16 protein-coding genes and 4 tRNA genes are annotated in these 20,872 nt (G+C 61.8%); 14 read left to right on the plus strand and 6 right to left on the minus strand.

Annotation, left to right across the window (positions count from 1 at the left end):
* Positions 1-34 precede the first annotated feature (34 nt).
* From zapE to ACSU1L_RS02240, 3 genes are all read left to right on the plus strand, one after another.
* On the plus strand, positions 35-1,087 hold the full coding sequence (zapE, locus tag ACSU1L_RS02230; RefSeq protein WP_439254549.1) for a cell division protein ZapE: 1,053 nt from the start codon (positions 35-37) through the stop codon (positions 1,085-1,087).
* 115 nt (positions 1,088-1,202) lie between these two features.
* Positions 1,203-2,444 carry an ammonium transporter gene (locus ACSU1L_RS02235; RefSeq protein ID WP_438254463.1) on the plus strand — a complete coding sequence of 414 codons (1,242 nt, stop codon included), beginning with the start codon at positions 1,203-1,205 and terminating at the stop codon, positions 2,442-2,444.
* A gap of 30 nt (positions 2,445-2,474) precedes the next feature.
* Positions 2,475-3,050 (plus strand): type II toxin-antitoxin system PemK/MazF family toxin, encoded by a 576-nt coding sequence (locus ACSU1L_RS02240; RefSeq protein ID WP_439254550.1) that lies wholly within the window; start codon positions 2,475-2,477, stop codon positions 3,048-3,050.
* A 16-nt stretch (positions 3,051-3,066) separates the two neighbouring features.
* Here the strand turns inward: ACSU1L_RS02240 and ACSU1L_RS02245 are convergent, their stop codons facing one another.
* Both ACSU1L_RS02245 and ACSU1L_RS02250 read right to left on the minus strand, forming a co-directional pair.
* On the minus strand, positions 3,067-4,221 hold the full coding sequence (locus ACSU1L_RS02245) for a DUF1611 domain-containing protein (RefSeq protein ID WP_439254551.1): 1,155 nt from the start codon (positions 4,219-4,221) through the stop codon (positions 3,067-3,069).
* 140 nt (positions 4,222-4,361) lie between these two features.
* The gene (locus ACSU1L_RS02250; protein ID WP_439254552.1) at positions 4,362-5,042 is read right to left on the minus strand and encodes a TetR/AcrR family transcriptional regulator; all 681 of its coding nucleotides are present in this window, start codon (positions 5,040-5,042) and stop codon (positions 4,362-4,364) included.
* A 75-nt stretch (positions 5,043-5,117) separates the two neighbouring features.
* Here ACSU1L_RS02250 and ACSU1L_RS02255 point away from each other — a divergent pair, with 75 nt between their 5' ends.
* Positions 5,118-5,834 (plus strand): DUF4386 domain-containing protein, encoded by a 717-nt coding sequence (locus tag ACSU1L_RS02255; protein ID WP_438254469.1) that lies wholly within the window; start codon positions 5,118-5,120, stop codon positions 5,832-5,834.
* A 133-nt stretch (positions 5,835-5,967) separates the two neighbouring features.
* On the opposite strand, the gene ACSU1L_RS02260 is transcribed toward ACSU1L_RS02255, so the two are convergent.
* Positions 5,968-6,043: transfer RNA gene (locus ACSU1L_RS02260), tRNA-Val, on the minus strand.
* Positions 6,044-6,192: 149 nt separating this feature from the next.
* Between ACSU1L_RS02260 and ACSU1L_RS02265 the strand changes: the two genes are divergently transcribed.
* The 3 genes from ACSU1L_RS02265 to ACSU1L_RS02275 all read left to right on the plus strand — a co-directional run bounded on the left by ACSU1L_RS02265 (position 6,193) and on the right by ACSU1L_RS02275 (position 6,484).
* Positions 6,193-6,264 (plus strand) — tRNA-Gly (locus ACSU1L_RS02265).
* Between the two features lie 50 nt (positions 6,265-6,314).
* Positions 6,315-6,385 (plus strand) — tRNA-Cys (locus tag ACSU1L_RS02270).
* A 27-nt stretch (positions 6,386-6,412) separates the two neighbouring features.
* Positions 6,413-6,484 (plus strand) — tRNA-Val (locus ACSU1L_RS02275).
* A 258-nt stretch (positions 6,485-6,742) separates the two neighbouring features.
* Here the strand turns inward: ACSU1L_RS02275 and ACSU1L_RS02280 are convergent.
* A complete protein-coding gene (locus tag ACSU1L_RS02280) occupies positions 6,743-7,348 on the minus strand; it encodes a TetR family transcriptional regulator (protein WP_439254554.1) in 606 nt (201 codons plus the stop codon).
* A gap of 220 nt (positions 7,349-7,568) precedes the next feature.
* On the opposite strand from ACSU1L_RS02280, the gene ACSU1L_RS02285 reads away from it, so the two are divergent.
* The 4 genes from ACSU1L_RS02285 to ACSU1L_RS02300 all read left to right on the plus strand — a co-directional run bounded on the left by ACSU1L_RS02285 (position 7,569) and on the right by ACSU1L_RS02300 (position 17,354).
* Positions 7,569-8,774, plus strand: a complete 1,206-nt coding sequence (locus ACSU1L_RS02285; protein ID WP_439254556.1) for a glycosyltransferase — start codon at positions 7,569-7,571, stop codon at positions 8,772-8,774.
* Between the two features lie 131 nt (positions 8,775-8,905).
* Positions 8,906-13,198 carry an RCC1 domain-containing protein gene (locus tag ACSU1L_RS02290; protein ID WP_439254557.1) on the plus strand — a complete coding sequence of 1,431 codons (4,293 nt, stop codon included), beginning with the start codon at positions 8,906-8,908 and terminating at the stop codon, positions 13,196-13,198.
* Between the two features lie 111 nt (positions 13,199-13,309).
* Complete coding sequence (locus ACSU1L_RS02295) at positions 13,310-15,448, plus strand: RCC1 domain-containing protein (RefSeq protein ID WP_439255033.1); 2,139 nt, start codon at positions 13,310-13,312, stop codon at positions 15,446-15,448.
* Entirely contained in the window at positions 15,387-17,354 is a 1,968-nt protein-coding gene (locus ACSU1L_RS02300) for a hypothetical protein (RefSeq protein WP_439254559.1), read from the plus strand. Before ACSU1L_RS02295 ends, ACSU1L_RS02300 begins: the two co-directional genes overlap by 62 nt.
* Before the next feature lie 63 nt (positions 17,355-17,417).
* Here ACSU1L_RS02300 and ACSU1L_RS02305 read toward each other — a convergent pair whose 3' ends face one another.
* A complete protein-coding gene (locus ACSU1L_RS02305) occupies positions 17,418-17,924 on the minus strand; it encodes a hypothetical protein (protein ID WP_439254560.1) in 507 nt (168 codons plus the stop codon).
* A 517-nt stretch (positions 17,925-18,441) separates the two neighbouring features.
* Here ACSU1L_RS02305 and ACSU1L_RS02310 point away from each other — a divergent pair.
* The 3 genes from ACSU1L_RS02310 to ACSU1L_RS02320 are packed head-to-tail and all read left to right on the plus strand — an operon-like array spanning position 18,442 to position 20,238.
* Positions 18,442-18,897: an SRPBCC family protein gene (locus ACSU1L_RS02310; RefSeq protein WP_439254561.1), complete on the plus strand. Its 456-nt coding sequence runs from the start codon at positions 18,442-18,444 to the stop codon at positions 18,895-18,897.
* The gene (locus ACSU1L_RS02315) at positions 18,884-19,651 is read left to right on the plus strand and encodes a glycosyltransferase family 2 protein (protein WP_439254563.1); all 768 of its coding nucleotides are present in this window, start codon (positions 18,884-18,886) and stop codon (positions 19,649-19,651) included. Before ACSU1L_RS02310 ends, ACSU1L_RS02315 begins: the two co-directional genes overlap by 14 nt.
* Positions 19,648-20,238 (plus strand): DUF2238 domain-containing protein, encoded by a 591-nt coding sequence (locus tag ACSU1L_RS02320; RefSeq protein ID WP_439254564.1) that lies wholly within the window; start codon positions 19,648-19,650, stop codon positions 20,236-20,238. Before ACSU1L_RS02315 ends, ACSU1L_RS02320 begins: the two co-directional genes overlap by 4 nt.
* 17 nt (positions 20,239-20,255) lie before the next feature.
* Here the strand turns inward: ACSU1L_RS02320 and ACSU1L_RS02325 are convergent, their stop codons facing one another.
* Entirely contained in the window at positions 20,256-20,825 is a 570-nt protein-coding gene (locus ACSU1L_RS02325; RefSeq protein ID WP_439254566.1) for a MarR family winged helix-turn-helix transcriptional regulator, read from the minus strand.
* Between the last annotated feature and the right edge of the window lie 47 nt (positions 20,826-20,872).

The raw sequence follows: 20,872 nt of genomic DNA on the forward strand, positions 1-20,872 counted from the left end.
GACGCGTTCTGTCAGACTTCGACACAGGAAACCCATGCCCGCCACTTCCGTTCCGCACGCCGTGCACCTCACCGACCGCCAGCCACAGGTCAGCGGCCCGGAGATGCTGGCAAGCCTGGTACCGCCTCCGCAGTTCGACAACGCGACTTTCGAGAGCTACCGATCGGATGCCGCATATCCGTCTCAGGCCGAAGCCAAGGCTCTACTGGAACGATTTGCCGGGCGTGGTGCGCCGGTCAAACGCGGCGGGCTCTTCAGCCGCGCGAAGAAGGAACCGCAACTAAAACCGGGCGTGTACCTGGACGGCGGCTTCGGTGTCGGCAAGACCCATCTGCTGGCATCGATCTACCATGCGCTTCCTGCACGCAGAAAGTACTTCGGCTCGTTCATCGAATACACCGCCCTGGTCGGTGCGTTGGGCTACAAGAACACGGTCGACCTGCTGCGCGGCGCCGACCTGATCTGCATCGACGAGTTCGAACTCGACGATCCCGGCGACACGATGGTGATGACCCGGCTGCTGGGCGAACTGGTGCCCACCGGCACCCGGCTGGCGGCGACCTCGAACACGCCGCCCAATGCGCTGGGAGAAGGACGCTTCGCCGCACAGGACTTTCTCCGCGAGATTCATGCGATGTCCAGCAGCTTCGAGACGATCCGCATCGACGGCGTCGATTTCCGCCAGCGCGCGCTGGACGGGAACGCTGTGACATTCACGGTGCAGGACTACGAGCAGCGGATCACTGCCGAAGCGGCTGCAGGCGTAGCATCCGATGATCTTTTTGACGACGTCATCCGCCACCTCGCCAAGGTGCATCCCTCGCGCTACATCCGCGTGATCGATGACCTCTCCGTTGTCGGCATCCGCGATGTGCGCGTGCTGACCGATCAGTCTGAGGCGTTGCGTTTCGTGGCGTTCATCGACCGGGTCTACGACGCCCAGATTCCGGTGGTTGCCACAGGTCTGAGTCTGGATCAGGTGTTCTCCGAGGAGATGCTCGGCGGTGGATATCGCAAGAAGTATCTCCGTGCGATTTCTCGACTCAACGCGCTGACGCATTCTGCGCGTGAAGTCAGCTCCGTGTAACGCGATGGTTACACGGGCATCTCAGCTGTAACCGCGGAGAAACACTCGACGTATCTTGCGGAAACGGGGTCTCGTCACACTGAAGTCTCAATTACTTCGGATGTGAGGTTTCCCAATGGATGCTCCCGGCAATATCTCGTGGGGGATAACCGCCACGGCACTGGTTCTGCTGATGACCCCAGGGGTCGCGTTCTTCTATGGCGGTCTCGTCAAAGCGAAGAGCGTCGTCAGCATGATGATGATGAGCTTCGGCTCGATCGGGCTCGTCGCAGTCCTGTGGATTCTGTTCGGCTATTCGATGAGTGCCGTCGACAGCCCGGGCCAGTTCGCCGGTAACCCGTTCGCCGACTTCGGTCTGGCGTCGCTGTCGGCAGGCGAAGGATCAAACGTCGCGCTGCTCAGCGTTGCCTACGGCGCCACATTCGCGATCATCACGGTGGCACTGATATCCGGCGCCATCGCCGACCGTGCGAAGTTCGGAAGCTGGCTGATCTTCGCCGGCATCTTTGCCACGGTCGGATACTTTCCCATCGCAGCGTGGGTATGGGGCGGCGGCTGGGTGATGGAGCTCGGCGCAACGCTCTTCGGCGCGGACAGCGGTATCGAGGTCATCGACTACGCCGGTGGAACCGCCGTGCACATCAATGCCGGCGCGGCAGCTCTGGCTCTGGCGCTCGTTCTCGGCAAACGGATCGGTTTTCAGAAGGGCATCCTCAAGCCCCACAACGTGCCGCTCACACTGCTGGGGGCTGCACTGCTGTGGTTCGGCTGGTTCGGTTTCAACGCCGGCGCCGAGTGGACCGCTGAAGACATGGGTGGAGTCGGCCTCATCGGCCTGAACACCATGGGGGCTACTGCCGCGGCAATTCTTGGTTGGATTCTCATCGAACGGATCAAAGACGGCAAGGCCACGTCTGTGGGCGCGGCATCCGGCGCTGTTGCGGGTCTGGTCGCCATCACCCCGGCGTGCGCGAATCTGACTCCGGGGTGGTCGCTGCTGCTGGGAGCGCTGTCGGGAATCGCCTGTGCGCTGGCAGTGGAAATGAAGTTCCGCTTCGGGTTCGACGACTCCTTGGACGTGGTTGGCATCCACCTGGTCGGCGGTCTGCTCGGCACCGTGTACCTGGGGCTGTTCGCCACTGAGCAGGGACTGTTCGTGGGTGGTGATGGCCGGCTGCTGGCTGTGCAGGTGATCGCGGCGCTGGGCGTATTGATCTACTCCTTCGTCGTGGCGTTCATCATCGGAACGGTGATCCAGAAGACGATCGGTTTCCGAATCACGAATGAAGACGAGATCGCCGGGGTCGACTCGGTCGTGCACGGTGAGGAGGGCTACGCGCTCGTCGACGCCAGATGACGATCTTCGGGTGATCGATAGGGTGGCTGGGTGAGTTCTTCCCGCAGCTTTCTCGGTCAGATTGCGGATCTGGCCCTCAAGTCACTGGCATCCGTTCTGTCCCGGTCCTCGAAGCGAGGATCGGGACAGAGCCGTGGATCGACCGCAAGCCCGACGCCGCCGTCGTCGCGGTCCGAGTATGGGCGCGAACACGGTACGGAGACGATCCGAATTGATCCGGACAGCGCCCCGCACCTGCGAGTCGATTATTCTCCGAAGCGCGACGGCGCACCGGACGCTGGCGAGGTGATCTGGACTTGGGTGCCGTATGAGGAAAACGACGGGCGTGGAAAGGACCGTCCGGTTCTCGTGATCGGCCGAGTCTCACCTGATCGCGTCTACGCCGTGCGGATGACGAGCAAGGCGCACGAGCACGATCGTGACTATCTGTCGATCGGAAGCGGAGGCTGGGACTCGCAGGGTCGTGAGTCCTGGGTCGATATCGAGCAGCTGTACAGCGTGCACGAGGACGGAATGCGGCGTGAAGCCGCCGTTCTCGATCGAAGAAGGTACGACAGAGTGGCGGCGGCGCTGATCGCGCGTTACGGCTGGGCCCACGGCGGTTGAGCGATTCCCGCGTGCCTCACACGCGCTGAACGGGGAGCGCCCGGGAAAGCTCAGGGAAGGCTTGCAGCACCATGTCGACCAGGAGACTCAGCGGCCGAGTCAGCGGGTCGGTTGCCGGCACTGTGAGGTCCAGTTCGATCTCATCGATCGCCGCGGTGATCTGGGCGTCGGTGAGATTCTCGTGGTTGACGGTTACGCCGATCACCCGGGTGTCAGCGAACGCTTCGATGAGGGCGACTTCGCTGGCGATATCGGGCATGGGCATCATCGGGAAGTCGCCGAGCACCTGCCGGCCCGGCGCATGCTGAACGATCACCCCTGCAGGGCGGCTACCACGCAGGATGTGCGCTGAGGTCAGGTAGGCAGGGTGGCTGAGGGCGCCCTGGCCCTCCACGATGATGATGTCGGGATCTTCGCCCTCGAAGGCGCGGACGACCTGGTTCTCGACCTCCCCGGAGCAGAACTGCGGGACGAGAGCGTCGAGTGCGACACCGTAACGGCCGCCCTGGATGATCGTGGTCTGACCGGTGCCGACCATGACCGCGCGGATGCCGTGGTCCTGAAGTGCCTTGACGAGCAGGGTCGCTGTCGTGCGTTTTCCGATGGCGCCATCGGTGCCGAGGATGGCGATCCGTGGGCAGGTGACGTCGAAGATGCGCCCGGAGAACAGGTGCAGGTCCTTCTTGTCCTTCGGGCGGCGCACGTCAGTGATGGTGACGCCGGACACGAGCGCAGCCGCGACGAACTCAGCATCGTCGTTGAGGAACTCGTGAAGTCCGTTGATGATGTGCATGCCGTGGGCGATGCCATCCAAGAGCACCACGCGCTGGGCGGGGGAGAGGAGCCCGTTGGCGGGTGCGACTCCGCAGATCAGGTAGTCCGGAGTGTGACCGGCGTGTGCCATGGCCTCCGGAAGGCTGGACAGGATCGGGATTCCGTTGGCTGTGCCATCGAGGTAGGCGCCGGAATCTGCTCCCGCATGGCGACTATCGATCACACTGAGGATCTCGTACTTCTCGGAGTGGCGGACGAGACCGTTGGCCGTCTTACCGTCCTGCTCGCCGAATTGACCCTCGCAGTAAACGATCGCGGACGAACCGACCGGAAGTGTTGGGACGGCACCTGACGTGCGATCTGCTTGTGTATCGACGGAATGGCTAAACGGGTACACGAAAATCGGGTCTCCTTGGGCTCATCCAGAGGAGGCGACGGAGAACGAAATGGCTGACTGCGGCCCGTTGGTCGACAAGAAGTCTTCCCTGCTGTCGGCAAGATGCCGACGCTTGTCACCGTAGCAGTGAAATCTGCAGGTCAGCCGGGGAACGTGATACCTGTCTCGTGGAGACGCTCGAAGGCGTCGAGGAGTAAGTCGAGCGCGAACTCAAACTCGAAGTCTTCGTCGCACCCCGGGCCGTCGAGATCGCCGCCTGAGGTGGCGAGAGCAATCGCGAGGATGTTCGGGTAGGCGCGGCCAACGTGCTGCACGAGTGCCGCGCGCTCTTCCGGGTCGTCGGGTAGGGGGAACGCATTCGGGTCTTCGAAGGCTTCGGGGCTGAAACCCCAGATGCGGTGGCCGAGTGCGTGCATGACGTGGTGGGTGAGGTTGGGTGAGAAGCCGCCGCGTATGAAACTGCCGGAGAGCGAGTCCATGTAGGCGAGTACCGCGTGCGTCCGCTTGGTTCGGGTCTCGAAGACGCGTCTGGCCCACGGGTGGCGTAGCAAGACTGTGCGCGCGGAAAGTATGCGGCGGCGTACCTCCTGCTTCCAGCCGCCGCCTGGTGTGGGCGTTTCGTACTCGGCTATGAGCACATCGATCATGCCGCTGAGTAGGTCTTCCTTGCTCGAGACATGCTTGTACAGGGCCATCGGTACGACGCCGAATCGGGCGGCGAGGCCGCGCATGCTCACGGCATCGATGCCCTCAGCATCGGCGAGGGTCACCGCTTCGCGAAGCGTGCGATCTCGGGTAACCGCTTCGCGCTGCATTGACATGGTGTACAGGGTACACCTATGCTCATTCGCGAGCGAGGTGTACGCCGTACACTCGCCGCGATTCGAGAGGAACCCATGTCTAACTCACGGCGCGTTGCCCTGACTGCCGGCACCCTGTATCTGCTCACGGTCGTCGTCTCAATTCCTGCGCTCGCGCTGAAGGAACCCACGCTCACCGATCCAGGCGTCCTTGCCGCCGCTGGCGGTGAAATTGCGATGCTGTGGTCGGTGCTGCTCGAGATCGTGCTCGTCGTAGCCTGCATTGGCACGGCGGTCGTGCTCTACCCGGTCATCCGTCGGTACGGTGAAGCGGCGTCGCTGGGCTTCGTCGCCGCGCGCATTACCGAGGGCGTGATCATCCTCATCGGCATAATCGGGATGCTTTCACTCATCACAATCCATCGAATTACGCCAGATTCGAGCGCGCTGGGCATCGTGGATGCCGCGCTCGTCTCCGTTCACGACTGGTCGTTCCTCCTGGGGCCGGGTCTTATCCCTGCAGCCAACGCCCTTCTGCTCGGCAGTGTGCTCTATCGGTCGCGCCTCGTGCCGCGCCTTCTGCCGGTTATCGGGTTTATTGGCGCTGGGCTACTCACCGCATCTTTTCTCGGAACAGTGTTCGGAGTTTTCGACCAAGTCTCGCTCTTCGCTGGTCTTGCGGCACTCCCGATCGCGGCCTGGGAGATCGGACTTGGCTTGTGGCTCGTGCTCAAGGGGTTCCGGACTCCGGCGAGGGTGACAGACGGTCCCAATGCTCCCCGTCCCCGCGTCGAACAAGGAGGCGGCCTTTGACCCGCAGGTCAATGCCGCGGCGCTGGGTTACGAGCCCTGACCGCGTGCGCGAAGACATGCGGGTATCGTGCGCGCGTACACAGACAATTGCTTGCCAGTAGCCAGAGTTTCGGCCCTGACGAGGTTTCTTATGTGGTGGGCGATACCGGACTCGAACCGATGACCTCTTCCGTGTGAAGGAAGCGCGCTACCAACTGCGCCAATCGCCCATAACCTGTGTGGTCGAAAATCGATACTACCGGAACCAGAGGAGCGGATCTGACCAGAACGCGAGACACGCGCGAGATCCGTGTCGAGTTTTACACCTCGCGAATCCTCGGCTATTGTTTTACAAGTGCCCGGTCAGCCGGAACACAACGCGGATGTAGCGCAGTGGTAGCGCATCACCTTGCCAAGGTGAGGGTCGCGAGTTCGAATCTCGTCATCCGCTCGAATGTACAAATCTCCTCGGAGAAATATACATGTGGGAATCCACCTCACGGTGGCGTGGCCGAGCGGCTAGGCACCGGCCTGCAAAGCCGTTTACACGGGTTCGAATCCCGTCGCCACCTCACGGCACAACTGAATAGCCTGTATAGGCGCGATTGGCGCAGCGGTAGCGCGCTTCCCTGACACGGAAGAGGTCACTGGTTCGATCCCAGTATCGCGCACAAACGACAAGTAACCGACACTATCGCGGGTGAACGTCAAGGAACCCTGATGAACAGCTATTGTCTGTTGGTCGGGGTTTTTCGCCGTTTCAGGCAGTTTCATGATTGCTGTTGGTTTTAGTCTTGCGCCGCCCCAGTATCGCGGGGTGAGTCGTTGCTGTGGGGCTTTCATCAGTCTCGAGGCAGGAGTCTGCGGCGCGACGCACTCGGATGCCTGGACATCTGCTGGGTATCGGTTCCGGCCGGTGGCTGTGGTGGTCAGTCTCGGGCGCAGACGTGGAGTACGGTGCGTGCGAGCCAGGTTTCGTAGTCGGGTTGGCTCCAGCCCGAGCCGTGTACGAGCTGGTTGTATCCTTCGGGCGACAGGATGAATGAGATGCTATCCGCGACCGCTTCTCGTGGCCGGTCAGTTTCCGCGAGTCCGCGGCGGCGGAGTTCGTCAACGAGTACGAGCATGTCTGCGCGGCGGCGTTGTTGCAGCCCGTCGAGTTCTTTGCGGAGGAGAGCGTCGGATCTGGCTGCTGACAGGAGTGCCGTCCAGAGGATGCTGCTGCGTCGGTTCGATTCCGCTACAAAGTGCGCGATGCCTGCGAGGTAGCGGGTGTTGTCGATTTCAGCGGTAATCTCGGCGACTGGGCCGTGACTGGCGAGCGATGCAATGTCGTCGCTGCCGGCAAAGCTGTGTGTGAATGCGTCAAGCAGGAGGCGGTGTTTGGGTCCGCCGAGCTTCACTGTTTCGACGGAGACGCCCGCTGCGTGCGCGATGTCGGCGAGTGAGGTGCCGGTGTAGCCGGCGACGGAGAACAGGGTGGCTGCGGCATCCAAGATTCGGGACCGTGTTGCGGCGGCTTGGTTTGTGCGCACCTCGGATTGATATCGGCGGGTGCGCGGGCGTGGTTCCTGACCAGGCATATTGACTTGCCTCCAGGTGCAGTGAATACTAATTTCATTAGAAAGATTACCGTGGTCTGCCCTCTAGCGAAAGTCGTGCATGAGCTCGTTCCTGATCTGCAGTACTCCTGTTCATGGTCACGTGACACCGTTGCTTGCGGTTTCGCGTTATCTCGTGCAGCAAGGTCATCGGGTGCGTTTCTTGACTGGGCAGCGTTACGCTGACCGGGTGCGGAGCACCGGGGCTGAGTTTCTGGCGCTCCCAACAGGGGCGGACTACGACGACACAGATATGAATGTCGCGTTCCCTGGCCGGGTCGGGAAGACCGGGGTGGCGGGGATTCGCTGGGACGTGAGCAATATTTTCTTGAAACCCGCGCCGATGCAGATTCGCGCAGTCGATGACGCGATCGCGCAGGAGCCGGTCGATGCGATCCTCGTTGAGAGCATGTTTATTGGGGCTGTGGGGTTGCTCTCGAGGCCCCGTGCAGAGCGGCCTGCGATTGTGAATCTCGGAATCATTCCGCTGGGTGTGGGAAGTAAAGACACGGCCCCGTTTGGTTTGGGGATTCTTCCGAGGCCTGGCGCGCTGGGGCGGGTGCGTAATGCTGTGCTTGATGTGCTCACGAAGAAAGTCATCTTTGGTGGGGTGCAGAAACAGGCCGAGCAGATCTTGTTGGAGGCGACGGGGAAAGAACCTGACGGGTTCTTTATGTCGGGCGCTTCGCGGGCTGATGCGATTGTGCAGTTCACTGTTCCGGGTTTTGAGTACGAACGAAGCGACCTGCCAGAGACCGTGCACTTCGTGGGCCCCCTGTCTCGTGCCACGAAGAGTGATGGTGTGTTGCCGGAGTGGTGGTCTGAGCTTGATGGGTCGCGGCCTGTGGTGCACGTGAGTCAGGGCACGATCGCGAACACTGACTACGACGAACTCATCACCCCCACTATGACTGCGCTCGCTGACGATGATGTTCTCGTGGTCGTCAGCACGGGTGGGCGGCCACTTTCGACCCTCCCATCGCCACTACCTGCGAACGTGCGAGTGGCCGAGTACCTGCCACACGACAGGCTCCTGCCTCTTACGGACGTGTATGTGAGTAACGGCGGGTACGGCGGAGTGCATTACGCGCTCGAGCATGGGGTGCCACTCGTCGTTGCGGGTGCGACCGAAGACAAGGCCGAGGTCGCTGCCCGTGTGCAGTGGACGGGTACTGGGGTGCGTCTGCGCACGAACCGGCCAACGCCCGAACAGGTGGGTTCGGCGGTGCGGCGGGTGCTCGCAGACCCAGGCTACGCCGAACGCACCCGGAAGATTGGCGCGGAAATCGAAGCGTCGACCGGGCTCACAGGCCTGGAAACAGTGCTCGAAACGCTGGCGCCAAAGGCGATGCAGGGGTGAGCGTGCGTGGGCGTGGTTTCGTGGCGGGTCGGGGCGTACCGCCTGCCCTGCCGAAGCGTGCGTGCTGTCACACATTATTTTCTGGCTCGAGGCCGAGCCGCCATACGGATAGAACGATGGAGAGTTGTTGAATGATGTTGCGTAATGTGTTGCGGGGAGTGCTCGCTGTGAGTGTGGCGGTGGGGCTTGTCGGGGTGGGGGCCACAGCGAACGCGGCACCAGATCTGACGAGTGCGATGCTGGCCCCGACGAGCGGACCTCTGACAGGGGGTACCGAGGTCACGATTGAGCCACCTCCTGGGGTGACCTTCACACAGGTGAGTGTGGGTATTTATCATTCGGTCGCGCTTGCTGAAGACGGCACCGCGTATGCCTGGGGAAGAAACAACTACGGGCAGCTGGGTAACGACGCAACCACGAACAGTAGTGTTCCGGTGCAGGTAGAGATGCCTGCTGAGGTGACCTTTACGCAGGTGAGTGCAGGCGGCTCACATACGGTCGCGCTAACTGCAGACGGCACCGCGTATGCCTGGGGATCCAACGACCGCAGCCAGCTGGGTAACGACCAACACACGGAAAGTAGTGTGCCGGTGCTGGTGCAGATTCCTGATGGGGTGAGATTTACACAGGTGAGTGCAGGTAATAGACACTCGGTCGCGGTTGATGAAGACGGCACCGCGTATGCCTGGGGACTCAACGCAGACGGGCAGCTGGGTAACGACGCAACCACGAACAGTAGTGTGCCGGTGCAGGTGCAGATTCCTGATGAGGTGACTGTTGCGCAGGTGAGTGCAGGCACTGCACATTCGGTCGCGGTTGATGTAGACGGCACCGCGTATGCCTGGGGAAACAACGAATACGGGCAGCTGGGTAACGGTGCCAGTAGCCGTAGGGTGCCGGTGCCGGTGCAGGTGCAGATGCCCGCTAAAGTGACCGTTACGCAGGTAAGTGCAGGCGGTTTTCATTCGGTCGCGGTTGCTGTAGGCGGTGCCACGTATGCCTGGGGAGTCAACAACGAAGGGCAGCTAGGTACCGACACAACCAGGAACCCTAGTGTGCCGGGGCTGGTGCAGATTCCTGCTGAGGTGACTGTTACGCAGGTAAGTGCAGGACATTCACATTCGGTCGCGCTTACTGCAGACGGTACCGCGTATGCCTGGGGACTCAACGCCAACGGGCAGCTGGGCAACCGTAGTTTTGTGGGCAGTCGCGCGCCGGTGCGGGTGCAGATGCCTGCTGATGTGACCTTCACGCAGGTGAGTGCAGGCAATTCACATTCGGCCGCGCTTACTGAAGACGGCACCGCGTACGCATGGGGAGCAAACTTCTACGGGCAGGTGGGTGACGGTACCGAGGCGTCGAGGAACGTGCCGACCCCGGTCCTGAAACGCGTGACAGTAACGGGTGTTTCGTTTGGCGGAAAGAGTGCAACCAATCTCGTGGATAACGACGACGGGTCGTGGACGGCCACCACTCCGCCTCACACTGCTGGCCCAGTCGATGTCGTTGTGTCGTGGGCGCTGAACGATATGGCCCAACCAGACATCACGTATGCGGACGCGTTCACTTATGTCGTTCCCGACGTGGCACCGACAGTCACTGACCCTGTGGATCAGGCGGTCACCGCAGGAGATCCTGCCACGTTTACAGTCGACACGACGGGAACCCCGGAACCCGGTGTGACGTGGGAGTTCAGCACCGATGACGGCGCCACCTGGACTGTGGTTGGGGCAGCCGATGGCACGGTCAGTGGTGACGGAAAGACCCTGACTGTTACCGCGACCGAGGCATTGTCTGGAACCCTGTATCGGGCGACAGCCGAAAACACGGTTGGCGCAGCGTCCAGTAATGCAGCAACGCTGACGGTGACCGCAGCGCCGGTAGCACCAACAGTCACTGACCCTGTGGATCAGGTGGTGACCGCGGGAGATCCTGCCACGTTTACGGTCGACACGACGGGCACCCCGGAACCCGGTGTGACGTGGGAGCTCAGCACCGACGACGGAGGTACCTGGACTGTGGTTGGGGCAGCCGATGGCACGGTCAGTGGCGACGGGAAAACCCTGACTGTTACCGCGACAGAGGCATTGTCTGGCTTCCTGTATCGGGCGACAGCCGAAAACACGGTTGGTACGGTGACGAGTGCTGCGGCGACTTTGACGGTGACCGCAGCGCCGGTAGCTCCGACAGTCACTGACCCTGTGGATCAGGTGGTGACCGCGGGAGATCCTGCCACGTTTACAGTCGACACGACGGGCACCCCGGAACCTAGCTTGTTGTGGGAGCTCAGCACCGATGACGGAGGTACCTGGAGCGCGGTCACTGCAGCAGATGGCACGGTCAGTGGTGACCGAAAGAACCTGACCGTTACCGCAACCGAGGCATTGTCGGGAACCCTGTATCGGGCGATAGCCGAAAACACGGTTGGTGTGGTGACGAGTAATGCAGCAACGCTGACGGTGTCTGCAGTGCCGGTAGCTCCGACAGTCACTGACCCTGTGGATCAGGTGGTGACCGCGGGAGATCCTGCCACGTTTACAGTCGACACGACGGGAACCCCGGAACCCGGTGTGACGTGGGAGCTCAGCGCCGACGACGGCGCCACCTGGAGCGAGGTGGGTGCAGCGGATGGCACAGTCAGTAGTGACGGAAAGACCCTCACCGTTACGACGACCGAGGCATTGTCTGGCTTCCAGTATCGGGTGACAGTCGAAAACAGTGTTGATGCGGTGACCAGTGCTCCGGCGACGCTGACGGTGACTGCTGCGCCGGTAGCGCCGACGGTTACTGATCCTGCAGACCAGTCGGTGACGGCGGGAGATGCTGCCACGTTTACGGTCGAGACGACGGGAACCCCGGAACCGAGCTTGTCGTGGGAGTTCAGCACCGACAACGCAAGCACCTGGGGTCCGGTGGGTGCAGCGGATGGCACGGTCCGTGATGACGGGAAGACGTTGACTGTTGCGGCGACGGAGGCATCGTCTGGCTTCCTGTATCGGGTGACTGCCGAAAACAGTGTTGATGCGGTGACGAGTGAAGCGGCGACGCTGACGGTGACTGCAGCGCCGGTGGCGCCGACGGTTTCTGATCCTGCAGACCAGGTGGTGACCGCGGGGGATGCGGCCATGTTTACGGTTGAGGCGACGGGCACTCCGGTGCCGAGCTTGTTGTGGGAGTTCAGCACCGACGACGGCGTCACCTGGGGTGTGGTGGGTGCAGCGGATGGCACGGTCCGTGATGACGGGAAGACGTTGACTGTTGCCGCGAGCGAGGCATTGTCTGGCTTCCGGTATCGGGTGACTGCTGAGAACAGTGTTGATGCGGTGACCAGTAATGCGGCGACGCTGACGGTGACCGCAGCGCCGGTGGCACCGACGGTCACTGACCCTGAAGACCAGGAGGTAACCGCGGGGGATGCGGCCAGGTTTACGGTCGAGGCGACGGGCACCCCGGTGCCGAGCTTGTTGTGGGAGTTCAGCACCGACGACGGCGGCACCTGGAGTGCGGTGGGTGCAGCGGACGGCACGGTCAGTGATGACGGAAAGACGTTGACTATTGCCGCGACCGAGGCATTGTCTGGCTTCCAGTATCGGGCGACAGCCGAAAACACGGTTGATGCGGTGACCAGTGCTCCAGCAACGCTGACGGTGACCGCAGCGCCGGTGGCACCGACGGTTTCTGATCCTGCAGACCAGGTGGTGACCGCGGGGGATGAGGCCATGTTTACGGTCGAGGCGACGGGCACTCCGGTGCCGAGCTTGTTGTGGGAGTTCAGCACCGACGACGGCGTCACCTGGGGTCCGGTTGGTGCAGCGGATGGCACGGTCCGTGATGACGGGAAGACCCTGACCGTTACCGCGACCGAGGCATTGTCGGGAGTGCTGTATCGGGTGACTGCCGAAAACAGTGTTGATGCGGTGACCAGTGCTCCGGCGACGCTGACGGTGACTGCTGTGCCGGTGGCACCGACGGTTTCTGACCCTGAAGACCAGGCGGTCACCGCGGGGGATGCGGCCATGTTTACGGTTGAGGCGACGGGCACTCCGGTGCCGAGCTTGTTGTGGGAGTTCAGCACCGACGACGGCGTCACCTGGAGTGCGGTTGGTGCAGCGGATGGCACGGTCCGTAGTGACGGGAAGACCCTGACCGTTGCAGCGACCGAGGCATTGTCGGGAGTGCTGTATCGGGTGACTGCTGAGAACAGTGTTGGTGCGGTGACGAGTGCTGTGGCAACGCTGACGGTGTCTGCAGCGCCGGTGATTCCGCCGGTCACTGATCCGGTGGCTCCGCCGGTGACTGACCCTGTGGGTGAAACGGATCTAGCACGCACGGGCAGTGATCCTGTACCGGCTATCGCGGCAGCAGTTCTCTTTGCGTTAATTGGAGCTGGTCTTCTACTTGCCTCGCGGCGCAAGCACGCGTAGGTGTGTGGCGCATTCGTTCGAAGTATCGGGACGAATGCGTGCTGTCACGCGCTATTTTCTGGCTCGAGGCCGAGCCGCCATACGGATAGAACGACAAAAGGTTGTTGAGTGATGTTGCGTAACGTGTTGCGGGGACTACTCGCTGTGAGTGTGGCAGTGGGGCTCGTCGGGGTGGGGGCCGCAGCGAACGCGGCCCCGGATCCGGAGAACGGACCTGTGACAGGGGGTACCGAAGTCACGATTGAACGACCTGCTGGGGGGACTTTTACGCAGGTGAGTGCAGGCGATTCACATTCGGTCGCGCTTGCTGCAGACGGTGCCGCGTATGCCTGGGGAGGCAACGGCTTCGGGCAGATGGGTGCCGGCACAGGCGTGATCAGCAGGGTGCCGGTGCGGGTGGAGATGCCCGCTGGGGTGAAATTTACGCAGGTGAGTGCAGGCTATGCACATTCGGTCGCGGTTGCTGAAGACGGCACCGCGTATGCCTGGGGAGACAACGACCTCGGGCAGCTGGGGGACGGCACAAACAGGCGGAGTTACGTGCCGGTGCGGGTGGAGATGCCTGATGGGGTGTCTATTACGCAGGTGAGTGCAGGCGGTCGGCATTCTGTCGCGGTTGCTGAAGACGGCACCGCGTATGCCTGGGGAGACAACGAGTACGGGCAGCTGGGTATCGGTACAACCACGGGCAGTAACGTGCCGGTGCAGGTGCCTTTTGGGATGTCTTTTACGCAGGTGAGTGCAGGCAATTGGCATTCGGTCGCGCTTGATGAAGACGGTGCCGCGTATGGCTGGGGATATAACAAGGACGGGCAGTTGGGTATCGGCACAACCGCGAGCAGGTGGGTGTCGGCGCCGGTGCGGGTGCGGATGCCTGCTGGGCTGTCCTTTACGCAGGTGAGTGCAGGCAGGTGGCATTCGGTCGCGCTTACTGAAGACGGTCCCGCGTATGCCTGGGGATACAACATCGCCGGGGAGCTGGGGGACGGCACAGACAAGCTGCGTGACGCGCCGGTGCGGGTGGAGATGCCTGATGGGGTGACTTTTACGCAGGTGAGTGCAGGCAATCGTTTTACGGTTGCGGTTACTGAAGACGGTGCCGCGTATGCCTGGGGAGGCAACCGGGCCGGGGCGCTGGGTATCGGCGGACCCTCGGATGGTGTGTGGAGGCCGGTGCGGGTACGGATGCCTGCTGAGGTGACCTTTACGCAGGTGAGTGCAGGCGATGCACATTCGGTCGCGCTTACTGAAGACGGTACCGCGTATGCCTGGGGAGTCAACGGCAATTCCGGGTCAGCTTACCGCGACGGGCGGTTGGGTGACGGTACAGACGTGGACCGTTACGTGCCGACCCTGGTCCTTACGGATGCGACAGTAACGGGTGTTTGGTTTGGTGGGGGCGGTGCGATCGACCTCGTGGATAACGACGACGGGTCATGGACGGCGACCACTCCGCCTCACGATGCTGGCCCAGTTGATGTTGTTGTGTCTTGGGAGCTGAACGGTGTGGCGCAACCAGACATCACGTATGCGGACGCGTTCACCTATATCGCTCCCGATGTGGCACCGACGGTTACTGACCCTGAAGACCAGGTGGTGACCGCGGGGGATGCTGCCAGGTTTACGGTCGAGACGACGGGAACCCCGGAACCTAGCTTGTTGTGGGAGTTCAGCGCCGACGACGGCGTCACCTGGACTGTGGTTGGTGCAGCAGATGGCACGGTCAGTGGTGACGGGAAGACCCTGACCGTTGCTGCGACCGAGGCATTGTCTGGCTTCCAGTATCGGGTGACAGTCGAGAACAGTGTTGATGCGGTGACCAGTGCTCCCGCGACGTTGACGGTGACTGCGGTGCCGGTGGCTCCGACGGTTACTGATCCTGAAGACCAGGTGGTGACCGCGGGGGACGCGGCCATGTTTACGGTCGAGACGACGGGCACTCCGGAGCCGAGCTTGTTGTGGGAGTACAGCACCGACGACGGAAACACCTGGAGTGCGGTGGGTGCAGCGGATGGCACGGTCAGTGATGACGGAAAGACGTTGACTGTTGCCGCGACCGAGGCATTGTCTGGCTTCCAGTATCGGGCGACAGCTGAAAACACGGTTGATGCGGTGACCAGTGCTCCGGCGACATTGACGGTGACTGCGGTGCCGGTGGCACCGACGGTTTCTGACCCTGAAGACCNCGGTGACCAGTGCTCCGGCGACATTGACGGTGACTGCGGTGCCGGTGGCACCGACGGTTTCTGACCCTGAAGACCAGGTGGTGACCGCGGGGGATGCTGCCATGTTTACGGTCGAGACGACGGGAACCCCGGAGCCGAGCTTGTTGTGGGAGTTCAGCACCGATGACGGCGGCACCTGGGGTGCGGTGGGTGCAGCGGATGGCACGGTCAGTGGTGACGGGAAGACGTTGACTGTTGCCGCGACGGAGGCATTGTCTGGCTTCCAGTATCGGGCGACAGCTGAAAACACGGTTGGTGCGGTGACCAGTGCTCCGGCGACATTGACGGTGACTGCGGTGCCGGTGGCACCGACGGTTTCTGACCCTGAAGACCAGTCGGTGACCGCGGGGGACGCGGCCACCTTTACGGTCGAGACGACGGGCACCCCGGAACCGAGCTTGTTGTGGGAGTTCAGCACCGACGACGGAAGTACCTGGGGTGCGGTTGGTGCAACGGATGGCACGGTCAGTGATGACGGGAAAACCCTGACCGTTACCGCGACCGAGGCATTGTCGGGAGCGCTGTATCGGGTGACTGCCGAGAACAGTGTTGATGCGGTGACGAGTAATGCGGCGACGCTGACGGTGACTGCTGTGCCGGTGGCTCCGACGGTGACTGATCCTGAAGACCAGGCGGTGACGGCGGGGGATGCGGCCATGTTTACGGTCGAGACGAGGGGAACCCCGGAACCCGGTGTGACGTGGGAGTTCAGCGCCGACGACGGAAGCACCTGGAGCGCGGTTGGGGCAGCAGATGGCACGGTCAGTAGTGACGGAAAGACCCTGACCGTTACCGCGACCGAGGCATTGTCGGGCTTCCAGTATCGGGTGACAGCCGAAAACAGTGTTGATGCGGTGACGAGTGAAGCGGCGACGCTGACGGTGTCTGCAGTGCCGGTAGCTCCGACAGTCACTGACCCTGTGGATCAGGTGGTGACCGCGGGAGATCCTGCCACGTTTACAGTCGACACGACGGGCACCCCGGAACCTAGCTTGTTGTGGGAGTTCAGCGCCGATGACGGAAGTGCCTGGAGTGCGGTTGGTGCAGCGGATGGCACGGTCAGTAGTGACGGAAAGACCCTGACCGTTACCGCGACCGAGGCATTGTCTGGCTTCCAGTATCGGGCAACAGCCGAAAACACGGTTGGTGTGGTGACGAGTGCTGCGGCGACGCTGACGGTGACTGCAGCGCCGGTGGCACCGACGGTTACTGACCCTGAAGACCAGGCGGTCACCGCGGGAGATGCGGCCACGTTTACGGTCGAGACGACGGGCACCCCGGAACCCGGTGTGTCGTGGGAGTTCAGCGCCGATGACGGCGCTACCTGGAGTGCGGTTGGTGCAGCGGATGGCACGGTCAGTAGTGACGGAAAGACCCTGACTGTTACGACGACCGAGGCATTGTCTGGCTTCCAGTATCGGGCAACAGCCGAAAACACGGTTGGTGTGGTGACGAGTGCTGCGGCGACGCTGACGGTGACTGCAGCGCCGGTGGCACCGACGGTTACTGACCCTGAAGACCAGGCGGTCACCGCGGGAGATGCTGCCACGTTTACGGTCGAGACGACGGGCACTCCGGAACCGAGCTTGTTGTGGGAGTTCAGCACCGATGACGGAAGCACCTGGAGCGCGGTCGCTGCAACGGACGGCACAGTCAGTGATGACGGAAAGGCCCTGACCGTTACCGCGACGGAAGCATTGTCTGGAACCCTGTATCGGGTGACTGCTGAAAACAGTGTTGGTTCGGTGACGAGTGCTGCGGCAACACTGACGGTGGCTGCTGTGCCGGTGGCACCGCCGGTCACTGATCCTGTGGGTGAAACGGATCTAGCACGCACGGGCAGTGATCCTGCGACGTCTATCGCGGCAGCAGTTCTCCTTGCGCTAGTCGGAGTTGGACTGGTGCTCACCTCGCGGCGCAAACAAGCGTAGGTGTGTGGCGCATTCGCCCCAAATTGTTGGGTCGAATGCGCCAGTTGCACTGCGCAGGAACCATCACGCCAACGGCCGGTATGCCTTGGCGAATCGAGGAGGAAGGTCGGAGAGCATGAGAGTGTCCTCGTTGCTTAACTCGTCGTCTGCATTATCGAGTTCATAGATGTCGCTGAGTAGCCTGTCAATGATGGTGTTGCTCGCATGCCAGAGAGAACCTTTGATGAGGTCGTTCGCGCGCACTTGAGCAGCGCGCTTTTCGGGGCTCAGCGACTCAGCGTCGTCTTCGTCGTTTTGCTCGCTGTCGAGCGCCCAGTCAATGCCGGTGAGTAGATGTGCATGGCGAGCGATGCGTTCCTCGCCGGAAATATCGTCGCAGGCCGCAGAAGTGACCTCCGAGGGTGCTGTCCTAACGCTGGCGGGAGCGGGGCACGACTGCGGGTCAGAGTCGGACCAGAGCACCGATATGGAGGCACCGGACACTTCCGCGGCATCGTTTTCCTGCAGGACCGCGAACTCATCCAGTAAACAGTAGAACGCTCCGTATAGATGAACGTCGAGATTCTGCACACCAACGCAAACTAATGGGTGGTGACGATTGGACGCCGGTGTCTCGAAATGGGTCAATTACACGACCGGGAACTGTCGTGAATCTGGGACAAAGTCGGACATCGTGACCGTGAACGGTCAGGATGTCATGGTGCTCACACACCTTCGATCCCAGTATCGCGCACAGACGACAAGTAACCGACAAGAACAATGGTGAACGTCGAGGAACCTCCATCAACAGCACATGTCTGTTGGTAGGGGTTTTTTGTCGTTTCAGGACGCTTCATGATCGGCTTCGGGGAGCTTGGCCGTAGTTAAGCACTGCGCTTGGGCGTTCGCGCGGCTCAGTTGCTCGACTTTTCCAGGACAATTTGGCCTGGTGTAAGTCGCTGTCGACCCCGGAGCAGTGGGTAGATGCGGGAAGATCACCGGGCCACTTTCGATTGCATGTCGCGCTAGAACGGTCAACCCCCTGTGGTGATCTCCAGAATCTGTACTGAATGGAAGTCACATTCAATCGATCAGCGAGGAGCTGGCCATGGTGCAGATCATCGAGACCATCGACGTCGACGTCCCTGTCGGTGTCGCCTACAACCAGTGGACGCAGTTCGAGAGCTTCCCGGAGTTTCTCGACGAAGTCGTCGCCCTGACGCAGATCGACGATACGCATACGCGGTGGAAGGTGAACGTCGGCGGTACCGAACGAGAGTTCGATGCGGAGATCACCGAACAGCATCCGGATGAGCGGGTCGCTTGGGTCAGCACTGGCGGAGAGACGCATCATGCGGGGGCGGTTACGTTCCACAAGCTCACCGACTCATCGACACGCGTGACTGTGCAGCTTGACTGGGAGCCGGAGGGTCTGCTTGAGAAGGTTGGCTCTCTGATTGGTGTCGGCTCGCACGCCGTGAAGAAAGACCTGGACAACTTCAAGAAATTCATCGAAAGCCGGGGTCGGGAGACGGGCGCATGGCGACGGGATGTTGACGCCTGACGCGCAAATAGAGTCGCCAAAGCGAGTCCAAATCACGGTGGTCATCCCTGTCAAAGACGACGCCGCCGTGCTGGCAAGGTGCTTGTCCGCGCTTCGGTTACAAACGCGACTCGCTGACGAGATCATCGTGGTGAACAACGCATCGTCGGACGCGTCGGCGAAGGTGGCGGTCGCGGCGGGAGCGACGGTGATTGAGTGCTCGGAACCGGGCATCCCCGCGGCGAGTTCGCGCGGATATGATCTATCGTCCGGGGACCTGATTCTCCGGCTCGACGCCGACTGTGTACCACCGGCGTCGTGGGTTGAGCATGTCGAGGCCGCGTTCGCAGATCACTCTGATGTGGCGGCTTTCACCGGAGGCGCGTACTTCATCGACGGACCGCCCCTGCTGCGTGTGACGTTGTCGCAAATGTACCTGCTCGCTTACGTCCTCGCTGCAGCGCCGGCTTTGGGGCATCGTCCGGTGTTCGGCTCGAACTTCGCCATGCGGCGAGAAGCCTGGCAGGAGATCCGCTCGGGGATGCACCGCCATGATCCGGAGCTGCACGACGACCTCGACCTGTCATTTCATCTCGGAGAACATTATCGAGTCGGCCGTTTGGATGGCGAGCTGATGGGTATCTCCATGCGACCATTCCGCAGCGTGACCTCGTTCCGTCGCCGCCTGTACCGCGGCTTCCGGACTGTGCTGGTGCATTGGCCGCACGATTTCCCACCGTTGAGGTGGTACCGGTTAGCGACTCAGAGACCATGATCGAGAACTTCCTTCGTCGACCCCAGACCGTCGCCGAGGCGTGCGCGGATGTCGTTCGAGGGCTGGGCGCGCTCAGCGTGATCATCACAGCAGTCTGGTTCGACCTGACGGACGCGGGGGTTCTCGCCCTCGCCCTGCCAGGGCTGCTCATCCCACGTTTCCTCGGAGTCCGCGCCTGGGTGGACATCACTTTCGGCGCAACGCTGCTCGTCGCCGCATGGAGCAATGTCTTCGACCTATACGCCCGCATCGTGGGGTGGGATCTGATCGTGCATTTCGCATGTACCGCGGCATTAGCAATGGTGGCGTATCTGCTTCTGCGTCGCACTGAGACGATCGCGGTGCCGGATCCCAGATCGGCAGTGCTCGCCACCGTACTGATCACCACAATGTTGGGGCTGGCGCTGAGCGCCTTCTGGGAGATGATCGAATGGCTCGGTTACACCTACATCAGCGATGAGATTTTCGTGGGATACGACGACACGATCGCAGACATGGCGGTCGGAGGCCTTGGTGCCGCATGCGCTGGCATTGCTGTTGCGTTCGCGCCGCTCCTTCGGAGCGCAGCTGTTGGGCCGGCGCCGTGAGTGCAAGCTTTATCTTGTTACTCGGCTGTGCTCGAGAACTCGTCGAGAACACCCTGTGGCGTGTCCGCATCGACCAGCGCTCCGAGAAAGCGGATCACTGCGTCGCGATCTTCCCGGCTCATAGACGCGGCCGCGGTGAATCTTCGGGCGTGCTGGCGGCCAATGGTCTCGTGAGCGGCAAGTCTTGTGTGCGCGGTGACTTCGATACAGGTCGTTCTGCGGTCGCTCGGATGTGGCACACGGACGACGTGACCACCGGCAAGGAGGCGGTCGACGAGCTTTGTTGTCGATGCACTGGAGATCCCGACCTCTCGGGAAATGTCTTTCGGCGTCACGATCTGTTGCTGCTGCTGGGCGCGTATGAGCATGCGAATAGCACGCATATCGCTCTCGTTGAGCTTCATATAGCGCTTGGATGCTTCGGAGAGTGTTCGCGCTGCCTCTTGCCACGCACGCAGCGCTTCCATCACACGAACGCATTGGTCCACGTCCGCATCGGGCAGTCCAGCGCGATCGATGAGGTCGGAATCATTGGCGAAATAGCGCAGGTCTGTACTCGACGGGGCTCTTCGTTCTGATTCGGACACGATGACAGCATACTCTTTCTTATGCTACGTTGAACTCTCGCCAAGCT

Source organism: Microbacterium sp. A94 (assembly GCF_051842855.1).
Taxonomy (GTDB): domain Bacteria; phylum Actinomycetota; class Actinomycetes; order Actinomycetales; family Microbacteriaceae; genus Microbacterium.

What these genes read in the sequence shown, in the direction of transcription:
- ACSU1L_RS02255 (WP_438254469.1), top strand. Translation starts at nt 5,118, where the DNA reads ATGTCTAACTCACGGCGCGTTGCCCTGACTGCCGGCACCCTGTATCTG.
- ACSU1L_RS02290 (WP_439254557.1), top strand. Translation starts at nt 8,906, where the DNA reads ATGATGTTGCGTAATGTGTTGCGGGGAGTGCTCGCTGTGAGTGTGGCG.
- zapE (WP_439254549.1), top strand. Translation starts at nt 35, where the DNA reads ATGCCCGCCACTTCCGTTCCGCACGCCGTGCACCTCACCGACCGCCAG.
- ACSU1L_RS02315 (WP_439254563.1), top strand. Translation starts at nt 18,884, where the DNA reads ATGTTGACGCCTGACGCGCAAATAGAGTCGCCAAAGCGAGTCCAAATC.
- ACSU1L_RS02320 (WP_439254564.1), top strand. Translation starts at nt 19,648, where the DNA reads ATGATCGAGAACTTCCTTCGTCGACCCCAGACCGTCGCCGAGGCGTGC.
- ACSU1L_RS02250 (WP_439254552.1), bottom strand. Translation starts at nt 5,042, where the DNA reads ATGTCAATGCAGCGCGAAGCGGTTACCCGAGATCGCACGCTTCGCGAA.
- ACSU1L_RS02235 (WP_438254463.1), top strand. Translation starts at nt 1,203, where the DNA reads ATGGATGCTCCCGGCAATATCTCGTGGGGGATAACCGCCACGGCACTG.
- ACSU1L_RS02310 (WP_439254561.1), top strand. Translation starts at nt 18,442, where the DNA reads ATGGTGCAGATCATCGAGACCATCGACGTCGACGTCCCTGTCGGTGTC.